Raw genomic sequence first — 14,881 nt, forward strand, 5'->3', positions numbered from 1 at the left:
GAAACCGCTTTTTTCGGGATTAATGACTTGTGCAACGGTTACCTTTGTTGGAAGTGTGGCTAATTATGCATCAAAATCCTTAAAAAAAAAGCCGCTTTTAAAGCGGCTGTCCCATTTGAAGTAATCGTATGCTTTGTTCCAGTTCTGGCTTATCGGCAACAAAGGCCTTTAACCAAATACGCAGTTCATCCACTTCTTGTGGCAGTAGTCTCGATACCGATTTTTTTACTTCCTTTAAAAACAATTTAGCATCAAAACTTACTTTTTGCAAGACCGTAATCGTGTACTCCAGCATAGCTCTAGCCATAATTGAAATTATTTTGTTTAAGGTTAATCTGTCCTTAAAGTTACTTAATATTGGGTTATCTTCACTTTACCTATGCGTTAAAAATAACCGAAAGAGATGTTAAATCGATTACATAAAAACAATCATGCTGTTGATATTCAAATATTTAAACCTCTGTTTTGGATTGGTCTGGCTATAAGTTTTTTCTTGACGGGCTGTGGCGGAACCAAGGCACTGCCAGCTGCTTCCACCACCTCTAAACTACTTAAACAAAACAATACAAGCGCTTATTTTACAGGATTGCTAGTGGTAGATTTAAAAACGAAAGACACCTTGGCCAGCCTAAATGCAAAACGCTTTTTTATTCCTGCCAGTACGGTTAAAATTGTTACCCTGTACGCAGCGAACCATCTGCTTAAGGACAGCTTGCCATCACTTTTCTATGCACATAAAAACGATACAACCTATATTAAGGGTACCGGTGATCCTAGTTGGCAGCACCCGTATTTTAAAGATCAAACCGCGCTTGAATTTCTTAAAAACCAAAAAAACATCAGTTTATATCCCCATAACTATAAAGACGATGCTTTTGGACCAGGCTGGGCTTGGGAAGATTATCCTTATGCCTTTTCCGCAGAACGCAGCGGCATATGCCTCTACGGAAACGTGGTAAACTTTACCAAAAAGGATACTCTGAGCATCTCACCGGATTTTTTTAGGAAGAACACTACCACTAAAGGCCAAGTAACCACTAGGGAACGACACGCCAATTCATTTACCATTGCAAGCAACTTTAAGGACACCATAGCCATACCATTTATGACAGGCAATAAGGTGGTAAAAAATCTGTTGGAAGCGGAACTGCAAAAAACCGTGACGCTGGTCAACAGGTTTCCAGAGGTTGTACCAAAAATGTTGTTGGGACATAGCACCGATAGCATTTATCGCCGAATGCTCTACAAGAGTGATAATTTTTTAGCGGAACAGCTCATGCTAACGGCCTCCGCTACCCTTTCTGACTCCTTAAGTTTTAAGATTGCTAAAAAGCATGTCCTTGACAACTACCTCAACACCTTAAAACAAACCCCTAGGTGGGTAGATGGATCTGGTCTTTCCAGGTATAACCTTTTTACACCAGAGTTCTTGGTGGGCGTTCTATCACAGCTTTGGATAACTATCCCACAGCAACGTTTGCTACATTTGTTTCCCAAATGGGATGCCAACGGCACGGTTCCCCTAGAAAAAGAGGTGGAGAATCCCTCATTTATTTACGGAAAATCTGGAAGCATGGGAGGTGTTTACAACCTTTGTGGTTATCTAAAAACAAAATCTGGCCGATACCTGGCCTTTAGTTTTATGAATAACCATTTTCAACAGCCTTCCGCCGACATTCGTAAGCGCATGTTTGAAACACTTTGTAGGATTAGGGATGCCTATTGATTACGGCCTTACCTGCCCGCACTTCAATTTTAGGATACGTCTTGATAATACCTTGAAAATTTCCTTTTTAGCATGGCTAACTTTGGTGAAATATAGCTTTCGCAAAAAGGTTTGTTTGGGTTGGCCCGATAGTAATTATGAAAGCGCTCATCAGAATACTTAAAACGGCCAAATGGCACTACTTTGGTGATTAGTTTTTCTTTAAAGTCTGACTGGGCCTTAATCAATGCTTGCGTTGCCCTTTCTTGGGTACTGGCATCAAAAACGTAAATGGCAGACCTGTATTTGGCCCGCATGCTATGGTTTTTGGTACTCTTATGAGTGTGTAAATGTATAAAGATGAGATGCTCCAAAGTGATTGTTTGTTCGTCAAAACATACCACAACCGCCTCTGAAAAGGCATTTAATTGGGCGTTTGGAGCAATAAAACCTTGTGCTACATCCGCTACCCCTCTTAACGATTGAAAAACCGCCTCCGTACACCAGTGGCAACCGCCGCCCAAACCTACTTTGGCCATATACTATTGACGACTATTTTGGGAGTTAAACAACGCATTAATTTTGGCCCATTGCAACAGCATAATGGTCTTTGCATCCTTAATTTCACCGGTGTCCACCATATCCAAAGCAACTGAAAAAGGCATTTCCAACACTTCTATATGTTCCGTTTCCCCTGCCGCTCCACCACCGCTGGAGACTCTCATGGTTTTATTATATTCCCCAACGAAAAAATGCAGGATTTCCGTTACTGACCCAGGTGACATATAGGATTCAAAAACTTTTTTAACCTTTTCAATGGCATACCCGGTTTCTTCTGCGACCTCACGCTTTATAGTCTCTTCCGGATTCCCATCTTCCAGCACCCCTGCACAAACCTCAACCATCATCCCATCGGTATTGCCATTAAGGTAGGTTGGCATCCTAAATTGCCGAGTGAGCACCACTTTTTTGGTTTGGGCATTGTATAACAGAATGGCGGCACCATTGCCCCGATTATAGGCTTCCCTGACCTGTGTCTGCCACTGCCCATTTTCACATTGATAGTCAAACGTGACCCGATGCAACGAATACCAATTATCCGATAACAATTCCTTACTAATGTTTTTTACCCCGCCGTATTTCATAGCTGCTTTACGTCATAAATTGATGTTGGATCCATTCCCATAGCTGAAAATGAACATTGCTTTACTGCAGTTAGTTAGATATGTCATTACAACGATTCCTCCATTAATACTGCCTGATTTAAATAGCGTCTAAACGGCAACATCTCCTTGTACATTTGGATGACCAAATCTTCAAAACCTGGTTTGAGCAGCTCTCTTGAAGAAAACATGGTGGCCACAGCAAAGGTTTTGTTCCTTAAAACATCAATATGTGGATGATCATTGGAAAAACCTTTGGGTGCCTTTTTAAGTTTTTCGTCCTCATATAGACCGCCAAATGTTTTTTTAAAAGAAGGTTGCTTCAAAATCTTTTTGAACTCTTCCCCATTGTAATCTATGGCTTCACGAATGCTCTTTAAGCGTTTTGGGTCCGGCCTCCATAAACCACCGGCGAACATACCTTGTTCAATACCTATTTCTACATAGAAATCCCCTGTGCTGGGGCGTTTGTCAAATCCCGCGCCAAAGTGGTCTTTGTAGACGGGTTTGTTGGGATGGAACATTAGATTATTGTTGATTCTATTAATGCCCTTTTTTCCTGGGGTATCATAGTATTCGTCATCAATGGCAGCCAACCTAAGGTTCATGTCATCCAGCCAACCAATAAAATCATTGCGGACCGCCATGTACCTTTTTCGGTTGGCATCCATCCATTCTTTGTTGTTGTTTTGTTGAAGTTCCTTTAGGAATGTGAGTAGGTTTTTAAAATTCATCCTTCTAAATTACTAAAACTAGGGCCGTAATTAAAATTGGTTGAACAAACAACGTTGTAACTGCCTTGATACCTAATCTTTAAAGATGGGGTATACGGGTAGCCTTTATTCCAAACCCAATATTGGAACTATTTTTTGGTAAAGTAGGGTTTCCTTGCTTAAAATCCCCTATCGCCTCCAACAATATCACCTAATGTACCTAAAATACTGCCTTCGCCCTTATCCTTTCCCCCTCTTGGGATGGCAGCAAGTACCCTGCCCGCCAACCTACTAAAAGGTAAGGATTGTATATATACGGTACCAGGCCCACGGAGGGTGGCAAAGAACAAGCCCTCGCCGCCAAAAACAGTATTTTTAATGCCGCCAACAAATTCAATATCATAGTCTACGGTCTGTGAAAAACCCACGATACAGCCAGTATCCACTTTTAAGACCTCTCCTGGTGCAAGGACCTTTTTGGCCAAGGTTCCGCCGGCATGTACAAACCCCAATCCATCACCTTCCAACTTTTGCATGATAAAACCTTCACCACCAAATAGGCCCCTTCCCAATTTTTTTGAAAATTCTATTCCTACGGAAACCCCTTTTGCCGCGCAAAGGAAGGCATCTTTTTGACAGATAAATTTACCGCCCACTTCAGACAAATCTATGGGAAGTATCTTGCCCGGATAGGGAGACGCAAAACTCACCTTTTTTTTTCCTTGACCAATATTTAAAAAAGCCGTCATAAAAAGACTTTCGCCCGTAAGCATACGCTTACCCGCTGAAAATATTTTACCCAAAACGCTGCTGTCCTGGTTGGAACCATCTCCAAAAATAGTATCCATTTTAATGTCGGTATCCATCATCATAAAGCTTCCGGCCTCGGCCACAACGGCTTCTTGGGGGTCCAACTCAATCTCTACGTATTGCATTTCCTCTCCGTAAATCTCGTAATCTATTTCGTGTGAATTCATAGGTATATTTATTTTAGCATGTTAACGCCTTTAAAACCTCATCAGGTTTGCATTGCACCTATATGTGGTGGAATTTAAACATTTGTTACAAAAAACCGCGATAAGATAGACGGGTGCCAGTAACAACGTAAAACACAAGTATTAGTGCAGCCCTTTTGCCTTAAAAGAATGGACAGGGGTGTTACCCCTGTTATCCTTCATAATGTTGCTGACATGCCGCTTTTAACCGTTATTGCCCCACAATTAGCAAACTTGGACGGTTAGGCAATTCTAATTAATGGAAAGGACATTTACATCAAAAACAAGTACGGCACCGCCAGGAATACTGCCTCTTCCTGTATTGCCATATCCCAAGCGCGAGGGAACCAACAACATCCCGCTTCCACCTTCACCAAAATAGGTGATACCTTCGGTCCAGCCCGGAATTACCTGATTAAGGTTAAAGGAAATGCCCTCTGGCCCGCTTTCATCAAAAACGTCGCCATTGGTAAAATACCCACGGTAAGCCACGGTTACATTGGAGCCACTCGTAGGCCTATCCCCAAAACCTGGGTCATTTATGACATAATATAAGCCAGTTGAAGAACGTTGGGCGTTTAATTCTTGAGCAGCGATAAACGCTTGTATTTCTTGTTCATTGGCCTCGGTAAAATCTATGGGGTCATTAGTACTGCTATCCGAGGAACAACCGAACATCACAAGGAGTAGTAATGGGGCAAGCATTTTTTTTATCATAGTGGGCAATTTTGTTTTAATCAAAATGCATAAGGTGTGAGCAGGAACTAAACTGCAATATCCGTAATTATATCAACAAAATGAAATGTCTTTTAACTCCCTTTTAAAACAGCCAAAGGGCACACCAATTGTAGTGCTTTAAGAGCAATATTCCATCAGGATTTAAGACGTACCGTCCATTCAAAATTAAAAGTGCTTACAACTAGCCCATGGGTATTTACCCCAACGGACCTCATCCATAAGGTTTGCCCTTGCCCCGTTGCAATGGTTTTTTGGATGGCGTCATGTATCAAATGGCCATCCTCGCAGGTAAAAGTAATTTTACCCGTGGCTTTTTTGGAAAAATTAGCCGTATTGTTTTGCACCAACATAGATATTTTCTTCCCGCTTTTTTGGATTTGATCACTGACCATGGCCCCTGTAACCAGCTCTGCCGCCATTCCCTGCACCGCCCAAAACATGCTTTTAAATGGATTTTGATTTACCCATCTGTGCGTAACCGTAGCTACGGCCTTTTGCTCATCCATATATTTTAAGCGAACACCGCACCACCATGCAGAGGGCAACTTAAAAAAGATAAATGTGTTGAATTTACGTGGGCTTATTGGCATGTCCATTTATTTTATTACGCCAAAAATACCTAAAATACCTATCTTCTAAATAGTTAATTTTATGTTAATTAATAGTACTTTGTTTTGCATAGTACCATCTTTAGGATATATATTTGCATGGTAAGCTATTAGGTTAACCTATTCGCTTACCATCACATCAATCAAAATCATGACAGAATCTTTAACAAAACACGAGCGTAATTTAGGTGCCGTTATACATGCATCTACCTTTTCCAAGTACTTTATTCCTTTTGGAAATTTTATCCTACCCTTGGTTTTATGGACGGCAAACAAAAAACAATATGAGTTTGTAGACTATAATGGAAAGCAAGCTTTAAACTTTCAAATTAGTATGTTGTTGTATTCCATTATTGTGGGTTTGCTCACCTTACCCTTTTTCATTGGATTTATTCCACAACTTTTTGAGGGCGATTTTTTTGGGTTTCATCGGTTAAACGATGTCAACAACTTTAACATACATATTAGCAGTGACGATTTCTGGTTTGGTCGTTGGTTATGGCCCGCCGGCATTGCCGGTGTGCTACAGGCTGGTCTCGTCATTGTTAATATTGTTTACACCATACTTGCTACTTTGAGAACGCACGAAGGGGAGCAGTTTACGTATCCTTTCACCATTAAATTCATTAAATAATGGCGTTACTAGAAAATGTCTTGGTGGTTGCCTTAATGGGTTTTTGCCTACTTGTATCCGGGCAAAGCTCCCAAGAAGAGCTGTACCAAACCTTGAAGAAAAAAGATAGCCTCTTGTTCGACGCAGCATTTAATACCTGCGGTGTCAACATCTTGCATACATTGTTTACGGAAGACTTTGAATTTTACCATGACAAGGTAGGACTTACGCAAGGCAAGGAAGCGTTTGTTGGCAGTATTGCAAAAAATTGTTCCGGTAGAAATAAAGAATTGCCACAACCAGCAAAAAGAATCTTGGTTGCAGGCAGTCTTGAGGTGTATCCATTGTTCAACGATGGAAAACTGTACGGAGCGGTGCAGCATGGGGTGCATCATTTTGAATTTCTAAATCAAAACCAACAATATGAAAAAGGGGACATTGCAAAATTCACCCACGTGTGGGTATTACAAGACGGTACGTGGAAAATTAAACGTGAACTTAGTTACGATCACCATCTCCAAGAACAATGATAAATAGGAGTTTATTCATCAATCAAATCAAAAAACGAACAACATCAATCAACAGTCAATCAAAACCTTTTCCGTGCCCGCTTCTCATCAAAACGGCACGGCACGGAAAACAAAACGAACAGAAATTAATATGAATCCTACATTATGAATATAGAAAACACAAAAGCACAAATGCGCAAAGGGGTTCTGGAATACTGCATCTTATCCATCCTTAAGGATAATGACAAGTATGCCTCAGAGATTCTGGGCACCCTAAAAGATGCCAAGATGCTTGTGGTAGAAGGAACTATTTATCCGCTATTGACCCGGCTTAAAAATGCAGGGCTACTCAACTACCGCTGGGAAGAAAGTACCTCTGGACCACCAAGAAAATATTACGCACTAACGGAAACCGGGCAATTATTTCTAAATGAACTCAACACCACCTGGGACGAGCTAAGACATGCCGTAAATCTAGTAACCAACAACAAATCAGCATCGAAATAGATTTCGATATAAAATCTTAAGAAATGAACAAAACAATAAACGTCAATTTAGCCAACTCGCTATTTCACATAGACGATTCTGCGTATACCAAACTAAACAGGTATCTGGAGACCGTGAAAAGGTCTTTTTCCGGAACTACCGGGAGTGAAGAAATTATAGCGGACATTGAAGCAAGAATTGCCGAACTTTTTCTGGATAAAATGGAGAATGAGCGGCAGGTCATCACCTTAAAAGAAGTTGAGGAAGTCATCAATATCATGGGGCAACCAGAAGATTATATGATCGACGAGGAAATTTTTGAGGACGAACCCAAAAAACAGAAGTACGTTAACCCGGGAACCCAAAAAGTCAAAAAACTGTACCGTGACATGGACCAAAAATTCATTGGAGGTGTTTGTTCCGGTTTGGAACACTACCTGGGCATTGATGCCCTCTGGATACGTATTATCTTTATTTTCCTGACCATTTTTAGCGGTTTTGGTTTGGTGGCCTATATTATTTTATGGGTTTTGGTGCCAGAGGCGGCTACCACCGCACAAAAATTGGACATGACGGGAAAGCCGGTCAACATCAGCAATATAGAACGCAAGGTTAAAGAGGGGTTTGGTGATGTTGCAGAAACTATTAAAAACGTCGATTATGACAAGGTCGGCAATAAGGTCAAAAGCGGCTCCAAGACCTTTTTCGATACCCTAGGGGATATCATTGTATTCTTTTTTAAGATCCTGGGTAAATTCATAGGAATCCTACTCATAATTATTGGGGCAACAGCCCTGATTGGACTATTCATAGGGCTTTTTACCGTTGGTATTATTGATGTGGTGCATTTTCCAGGGGTAGATTTCTATGAAATAATCAACACCACCGGAGTGCCCGTTTGGGTGGTTTCCCTTCTGGCCTTTATTGCCATGGGCATTCCATTCTTTTTTGTGCTCTATGCCGGATTAAAAATCTTGGTGAAAAATCTAAAATCATTAGGAAGCATCGCAAAATTTAGCTTGGTAGGCCTTTGGCTGATTACATTGGGCATCCTGATTGCCCTAGGGATTAAACAGGCCGCTGCACACGCATTTACGGGAACTACAACAGTTAACGAAGAATTTTTAATGGCCAACCCTACAGACACCTTATTGGTTTCCATGACTGCGTCGGAAAACATTGACCGGGAACACCGTTTTGGGTTTGACCAGATAGAGATGGTTTACGATGACAATGGTGACCCCTTATTATTTTCCAATGATGTACGGTTGGATATCAAAAAATCAAAGGATAGTCTACTCCGATTAAAAATAAGGAAGGATGCCGATGGCAGCTCTTTTCAAGAGGCAAGGGAACGCTCATCTGCCATTGCGTATGACTTTGTATTTAACCAAAACCAACTGGCCCTAAACAATTATTTTACCACGGATATTGAAAATAAAATGAGGGACCAGCAAATCAGGGCCACGCTTTATGTACCTACGGGCACACTGGTGGTGCTTGATGCCTCCTTAAAGGGTAACTTGGGTAGGGGTACCAAAAATGATCAGGATTATTATAGAAATGACATGGTAGACCATATATGGGTTATGGGAATAGACGGAGAGTTAAAATGTAAAAACTGTGCAGAGGACAACAGTTTGGATAGGGATGGCAAAATTATTATTGACAAAAATGGCATCGATATCAACATCAAAGATACCGACGAAAATGGGAAAATCATCATTAACGAAGATGGGATTGATATTGATGTTAGGGATAACGGAGAATCTTTCCAACTTAAAGTTGATGAAAATGGCGTACAAATGAATGCGAACGACAGTTAAGTAAACTAAAATGACAGTTCAGCACTAAATATTGTGAAACAGCTCCTGAACGTCAGAATTTTACCATAGATAACAACGCTTACATAAGCAAGCAGAATTATAAGTAACAACCAATTAAACATCAATCTAAAAACGAGCGCTTAAATACGTTCATTAAATGCAACAACTATGACAACACTAGCAAGAATCGCCATTGGCTTGGTATTGGCCCTTTTAACATCATCCTGTGCCTTTAACGTAAACTGGGGGGATGGCACCATGGGAAATGGTGAAATTGTGGAAGAAAGTAGGGAAATTTCCCAAGAGTTTACAGAGATACGAGCATCAGAAGGGATTGATGTCTTTGTGACCCAAGGGAGGCAATTCAGCATTAATATTGAGGCAGATGAAAATATCATAGACCTTATAGGGACTGATATTGAAGACGGTTCGCTAAAAATCCACGCCATAGAAAACATTGGCAGGGCCACCAAAAAGGTCTTCGTAAGCTTACCGGAAATAACATCGCTCAAAAGTTCTAGCGGTGCCAACCTAATGGCCAAAAATACCATAAAGGCAGACAAGATAGCTTTGGATGCAAGCAGCGGGTCTGGTATTGAGCTGGAGGTGGTAGCCAATGAAATTGAAGCGGATGCAAGCAGTGGAGCGGACATTAAAGTATCTGGCAAAACAGAAATGTTCTATGCCGATGCAAGTAGTGGATCTGATATTAAAGCCAAAGAGCTTAAAAGCACTAAGTGCGATGCCAATGCCAGCAGTGGGGCAGATATCGCTGTTGATGTAACGGAATCCCTAGTGGCCAATGCCAGTAGTGGTGCAGACATCTCATATTCTGGGGATGCCAAAGTAACCAAAAAAAAGTCGGTCTCCGGTAGCGTAAGAAAACGGTAGGGCAACATAGGGGCCCAAAAAAATGAACCTAGGCATCTAGCAATGGCTGCAAAAGTGAAATTATTCTAGCAAATCCCAAGGTTTTATGTTTCCATAAAACCTTTATGTTCTTTGTATAGTATATGATGATTTTTTAAGATTACATTAAAAAATATATCATTTTATTATGGTGTATTTATTTTTTGTACCTTAAAAGGAAATAATATGCATTAAATCCCTGTAGCCATGAAAAAATTATTGAGTCTGGCTTTCGTTTTCGGTTTGGTTCTCTTAGCCACTACCCTAACCTCATCAAAGCCAGAAAATTACCATTCAATCCAAGGAACTTGGGAGCTTGTTAGCTTTCATAATTATGATGATGGTGGAACCATCAGCAGTACAACAGAAAAAGATAACGGGTATCGACAAGTAAAAATGTACTACAACGGCAAGGTCATGTGGACCAGATATGTTCCCAATGATCTTAATGGTAGGTTTGCCTACGGCTCTTATTTTATTGCGGATGATGAGCTTCACGAAACCATCATTTATGGAGACGCGGACATGATGAAGGCCATGGATACACTTACTGAATTTATTTTTGAGCTTGATTTAAAGCGGGACACGTATAGCCAAATAAGTTTAGATGAAGATGGTAACAGAACCTTCTCTGAAAACTACGTAAGGATTGACTAAAATCCTATCCAAGTGTAAAGTAAAAGCCACTGTAACCTAAATCACAGTGGCTTTTTCTTTTTTGATGTTTTAGTTATAACGGGGTGTTACTTCCTCTGCGGACCCTACGGAAGCCAAGTAGCGCTCTGCATCCAATGCGGCCATACATCCTGTTCCTGCAGCGGTAACAGCCTGGCGGTATTCTTTGTCCTGAACGTCCCCACTTGCAAAAACTCCAGGCTTATTGGTTTTTGTAGATTTCCCTTGGGTAATCACATAGCCAGTTTCGTCCATGTCTAACTGCCCCTTAAAAATATCCGTATTAGGCTTGTGACCAATGGCGATAAACAGGCCGGTAATAGCAATATCCTCTTTTTCACCGGTTTGGTTGTTCACCATACGTAGGCCTTCCACCACTTGTTCACCCAACACCTCATCCACCTCAGTATTGTAACGGACTTCAATATTATCCAAGCTATTTACCCGATGTTGCATGGCCTTGGAGGCTCGCATATAGTCCTTACGCACAAGCATAGTGACCTTATTACAGATGTTGGCAAGGTAGGAAGCTTCTTCTGCCGCAGTATCCCCGGCCCCGACTATGGCAACGTCTTGGCCCTTATAGAAAAAGCCATCGCAAACGGCACATGCAGAAACCCCACCGCCTCGCAGGCGTTGCTCACTGGGGATATTCAAATATTTTGCGGACGCACCCGTAGAGATGATAACGGTTTCCGCCTCAATAATTTTGTTGTTGTCAATGGTGATTTTATGGATACCACCGATCTCATTGCTAAATTCCACTGCAGTTGCCATACCTATCCGAACCTCGGTACCAAACCGTTCTGCCTGTTGCTGCAATTGTACCATCATGGTTGGGCCGTCTACACCTTCTGGATACCCTGGGAAATTATCTACCTCTGTAGTGGTTGTCAATTGACCGCCAGGTTCCATTCCCGTATACAATACCGGTTTTAAATCTGCTCTTGACGCATAAATAGCAGCGGTATAACCCGCTGGCCCTGAACCTATAATCAATGTCTTTAAACGTTCTATTTGCTCTGCCATAATCTATATCGCTTCATTTTTTGTGTAGTTGCAAAAGTAGGTTTTTTGATAAAAACCTTACAACTGCGGGGTACAGCTTATGAACAAAATAATAACAATTGTATTATTTCTATGACAAATCCGTGGGCCAGCCAAAAGCATTACTAAGCAGCAAAATTTAAGTTGGTCGGCCAGGCTGGAAATATGACCCCTTTATGCCCCACCGACTTCTTTAATTCTGTTTGCGGTTTTAAAATAGTTCATTGTAATCTCCAAATCCAACCTTCTGTGCTACCCCAACACTCAAAAACATGCTTTGCTGTCCCCCACCTCTAATTAACCCTAATGGGGTATCGCAAGCAACTGTTGTAATATCCAAAGTTTGTTCACCGTCTGCTTAACTTGCATTTATTTTATCTATACCTTTACTACATACCGGGTTTACCCTTTATTTTAATTGACCACAACCATGAAAAGCAAGAAAAAGAATTTCCCTACCCCTATCCTAAGTCTAGAGTTTTATTTAGAAGGGTACCATCAACTCGTGGACAAACTAAAATTGGAACATGATGTGGCCCAATTGTCCAAACACTTAAAATGCCAACTGGATTCGGCCACTTTGGAAATCTTGGAAACAAGCAACTATGAGGCTCTGGTAATGACGGACCTGAACAAGGAAATTGTCTGGGCCAACAATGGATTTAGGGAAATGACCGGCTACAGTACCACCTTTGCAAGGGGTAAAAAACCCTCATTTTTACAAGGCAAGGACACCATGGAAGATGACAGGCAATTTATACGAGCAAGACTTTCCACAGAGAAACGATTTAGGGCGTCCATTACCAATTATAAGAAGAATGGTGATAAATACCTCTGTCAAATAGATGTTATACCCCTTTTTAACACCAATGACCAACTCACCCACTTTTTAGCTATGGAAAGTGAGTTGAAAGTGGCTTAGTTAGGTGGGTTTTAGAATCGATGAATTATTGTGACACAAAGGTTGAGTTTATTCAACCTAACAAGGTTTAATATCACATCCCAAGGTACATACTCCGCTAAATTCCAACTTTTTTTAATGTGGACTGGGCCATGATAAGGTTGACATCTATTTAAATAATCACCACTACGCATATTGCCCAATATTGAGATTTTGTCTCCCTTCCATAAACCAAGGCTGAATTGGTAAGACCCAAGAAACCAGAGAAGGAGGTATTTCTTGGTATGTATATCCAGAGTGAACAAAAAATGCCGTGCACTTTACCCGTGCACGGCATTTTATTATTAAAGCAGAATTCTATTATCTCTTAATCACCATCTGTTTTTGGAACTGTTGTCCCTCAGCATCGGTAGCTTTAATGAAATAGTTACCTGCAGGCAAATCATTGACATTAATTTGCTGACCGTTTTGCTTGGTTGCCCTTACGGTCCTTACCAAACGGCCCAATAAATCAAAAACCTGATATTCCATGACCTCTGTCTCCAAATCAAACGTCACGTTTACCTCCTCCACAGCAGGGTTTGGTGACAGCATCATTGTATTGACCGGTTCACGTCCAAGGCTGGGTATTTGAATATTCCCGCCTGCATCAAGGTTGATAAATAAGAGGTTATCGTACAATGCGGTTCCACCGCCACTTGTGTCTGTATAGTTACTATGAAACCAGAGGTCTAAGCTGGTAATCCCGGAAGGAACCACAATAGTGGTCTCATAACGTGACCAAGTGCCGCTAAAATTACTGAAGCCCAATGCGGTGTTTGCTCGGTTGTCTTGATTAATCTCAAAACGTGCATTACCAGTACCGTCATTACCGTCCACGCCAATTAACAACCTGTCTCCTGCTTCAATGCCATAGTCCGCCAAAACAATAGGGATATGGTACTTGGCCCAAGGCTGGTTGGCATCAGTATTGGACACCTCTACCGCACAATCACTTCCATTGGTGTTCGTGGAAGTACCCACAACAGCATCGGCACCACTTAATAAATTGCCAGTGGGCAATACAATGGCCGGGTCCTCATTAGGTAGGTAATCCGTACATATCACGGCAACATTAGATGTGACCGTAATGCTTACCGTATCCGTATCAACCTCACCTTGGTCATCGGTCACCGTTAGGGTCAATACCGTTGTGCCAACAGCTAAGGTAATGGATGGGGACGCTCCCGTGGCAAGCTCGCCAGTGGAATCGCTCCATGAATAGGCCACAATGGTGCCATCTGGGTCCGTACTCCCATTGCCGTCAAGAACAACTTCCTCAAAGCCCGAACCGTCTACATCTTCAATTGACCGGTCCTGACCTGCATCCGCGATAGGACTTATGTTTACCGATCCATCAGCATCCAAGTTCACCACCACCAAATTGTCATAATAGGCCGTTCCACCACCCGAGGCGTCCGTATAATTACTGTGCAGCCATAGGTCCAAGCTTGTAAGTCCGGATGGCACCACTACCGTAGTCTCATAACCGCTCCAACCACTGCCAAAGTTGGCAAAGCCGAGGGCCGTATTTGGACGGTTGTCCTGGTTGATCTCAAAGCGGGCGTTGCCCGTACCGTCGTTACCGTCAATGGCGATGAAAAGACGGTCACCGGCCTCAATGCCATGGTCCGCCAAAACAATTGGGATATGGTACTTGGCCCAGGGTTGACCACTATCATCGTTCACGACCTCCACCGCACAGTCACTGCCATTGGTGTTCGTGGAAGTACCCACAACAGCATCGGCTCCGCTCAACAGGGCTCCCACGGGAAGCACAATGGCAGGATCATCGTTTGGCAGGTAGTCCGTACAAGCAACAGGAACATCGGAGCTCACCGTAATGCTTACCGTATCACTATCGGTCGCCCCCTGGTCATCCGTCACCGTAAGGGTCAATACCGTTGTGCCAACAGCTAAGGTAATCGATGGGGACGCTCCCGTGGCAAGCTCG

Annotated in this window: 17 protein-coding genes; 8 read left to right on the forward strand and 9 right to left on the reverse strand. The window is 42.0% G+C overall.

Going from position 1 to position 14,881, the window contains the following annotated elements:
- Positions 1–97: 97 nt before the first annotated feature.
- Entirely contained in the window at positions 98–307 is a 210-nt protein-coding gene (locus I595_RS16695; protein WP_054560595.1) for a hypothetical protein, read from the reverse strand.
- Between the two features lie 96 nt (positions 308–403).
- On the opposite strand from I595_RS16695, the gene I595_RS16700 reads away from it, so the two are divergent.
- Positions 404–1,726, forward strand: a complete 1,323-nt coding sequence (locus I595_RS16700) for a D-alanyl-D-alanine carboxypeptidase (protein WP_054560596.1) — start codon at positions 404–406, stop codon at positions 1,724–1,726.
- Positions 1,727–1,755: 29 nt separating this feature from the next.
- Here I595_RS16700 and I595_RS16705 read toward each other — a convergent pair whose 3' ends face one another.
- From I595_RS16705 to I595_RS16730, 6 genes are all read right to left on the reverse strand, one after another.
- On the reverse strand, positions 1,756–2,244 hold the full coding sequence (locus I595_RS16705; RefSeq protein ID WP_054560597.1) for a peptide-methionine (S)-S-oxide reductase: 489 nt from the start codon (positions 2,242–2,244) through the stop codon (positions 1,756–1,758).
- Positions 2,245–2,247: 3 nt separating this feature from the next.
- The gene (locus tag I595_RS16710; protein WP_054560598.1) at positions 2,248–2,850 is read right to left on the reverse strand and encodes an NUDIX domain-containing protein; all 603 of its coding nucleotides are present in this window, start codon (positions 2,848–2,850) and stop codon (positions 2,248–2,250) included.
- 86 nt (positions 2,851–2,936) lie between these two features.
- On the reverse strand, positions 2,937–3,602 hold the full coding sequence (locus I595_RS16715) for a DUF2461 domain-containing protein (RefSeq protein WP_054560599.1): 666 nt from the start codon (positions 3,600–3,602) through the stop codon (positions 2,937–2,939).
- A gap of 158 nt (positions 3,603–3,760) precedes the next feature.
- Positions 3,761–4,558 (reverse strand): TIGR00266 family protein, encoded by a 798-nt coding sequence (locus I595_RS16720; protein WP_054560600.1) that lies wholly within the window; start codon positions 4,556–4,558, stop codon positions 3,761–3,763.
- 270 nt (positions 4,559–4,828) lie between these two features.
- Positions 4,829–5,293, reverse strand: coding sequence for an FKBP-type peptidyl-prolyl cis-trans isomerase (locus I595_RS16725; protein ID WP_172675973.1), 465 nt, complete (start codon positions 5,291–5,293; stop codon positions 4,829–4,831).
- A 155-nt stretch (positions 5,294–5,448) separates the two neighbouring features.
- Positions 5,449–5,904, reverse strand: coding sequence for a DUF4442 domain-containing protein (locus tag I595_RS16730; RefSeq protein WP_054560612.1), 456 nt, complete (start codon positions 5,902–5,904; stop codon positions 5,449–5,451).
- A gap of 169 nt (positions 5,905–6,073) precedes the next feature.
- On the opposite strand from I595_RS16730, the gene I595_RS16735 reads away from it, so the two are divergent.
- The 6 genes from I595_RS16735 (at position 6,074) to I595_RS16760 (ending at position 10,922) form a co-directional block, all read left to right on the forward strand.
- Positions 6,074–6,556 carry a DUF4870 domain-containing protein gene (locus tag I595_RS16735; protein WP_054560601.1) on the forward strand — a complete coding sequence of 161 codons (483 nt, stop codon included), beginning with the start codon at positions 6,074–6,076 and terminating at the stop codon, positions 6,554–6,556.
- Positions 6,556–7,065 (forward strand): nuclear transport factor 2 family protein, encoded by a 510-nt coding sequence (locus I595_RS16740; protein ID WP_054560602.1) that lies wholly within the window; start codon positions 6,556–6,558, stop codon positions 7,063–7,065. Before I595_RS16735 ends, I595_RS16740 begins: the two co-directional genes overlap by 1 nt.
- Positions 7,066–7,209: 144 nt before the next feature.
- Positions 7,210–7,551: a PadR family transcriptional regulator gene (locus I595_RS16745; RefSeq protein WP_054560603.1), complete on the forward strand. Its 342-nt coding sequence runs from the start codon at positions 7,210–7,212 to the stop codon at positions 7,549–7,551.
- A gap of 23 nt (positions 7,552–7,574) precedes the next feature.
- Positions 7,575–9,356, forward strand: a complete 1,782-nt coding sequence (locus I595_RS16750) for a PspC domain-containing protein (RefSeq protein WP_054560604.1) — start codon at positions 7,575–7,577, stop codon at positions 9,354–9,356.
- 168 nt (positions 9,357–9,524) lie between these two features.
- Positions 9,525–10,247: a head GIN domain-containing protein gene (locus I595_RS16755; protein ID WP_054560605.1), complete on the forward strand. Its 723-nt coding sequence runs from the start codon at positions 9,525–9,527 to the stop codon at positions 10,245–10,247.
- A 225-nt stretch (positions 10,248–10,472) separates the two neighbouring features.
- The gene (locus I595_RS16760; protein ID WP_054560606.1) at positions 10,473–10,922 is read left to right on the forward strand and encodes a hypothetical protein; all 450 of its coding nucleotides are present in this window, start codon (positions 10,473–10,475) and stop codon (positions 10,920–10,922) included.
- A gap of 69 nt (positions 10,923–10,991) precedes the next feature.
- Here the strand turns inward: I595_RS16760 and trxB are convergent, their stop codons facing one another.
- Complete coding sequence (trxB, locus tag I595_RS16765; RefSeq protein ID WP_054560607.1) at positions 10,992–11,969, reverse strand: thioredoxin-disulfide reductase; 978 nt, start codon at positions 11,967–11,969, stop codon at positions 10,992–10,994.
- A gap of 448 nt (positions 11,970–12,417) precedes the next feature.
- Between trxB and I595_RS16770 the strand changes: the two genes are divergently transcribed.
- Positions 12,418–12,909, forward strand: coding sequence for a PAS domain-containing protein (locus tag I595_RS16770; RefSeq protein ID WP_054560608.1), 492 nt, complete (start codon positions 12,418–12,420; stop codon positions 12,907–12,909).
- 339 nt (positions 12,910–13,248) lie between these two features.
- On the opposite strand, the gene I595_RS16775 is transcribed toward I595_RS16770, so the two are convergent.
- On the reverse strand, positions 13,249–14,881 hold a 1,633-nt coding region (locus I595_RS16775; RefSeq protein WP_157449795.1), incomplete at its 5' end, for a PKD domain-containing protein.

This window comes from Croceitalea dokdonensis DOKDO 023, assembly GCF_001306415.1.
GTDB classification, from domain to species: Bacteria; Bacteroidota; Bacteroidia; order Flavobacteriales; family Flavobacteriaceae; genus Croceitalea; species Croceitalea dokdonensis.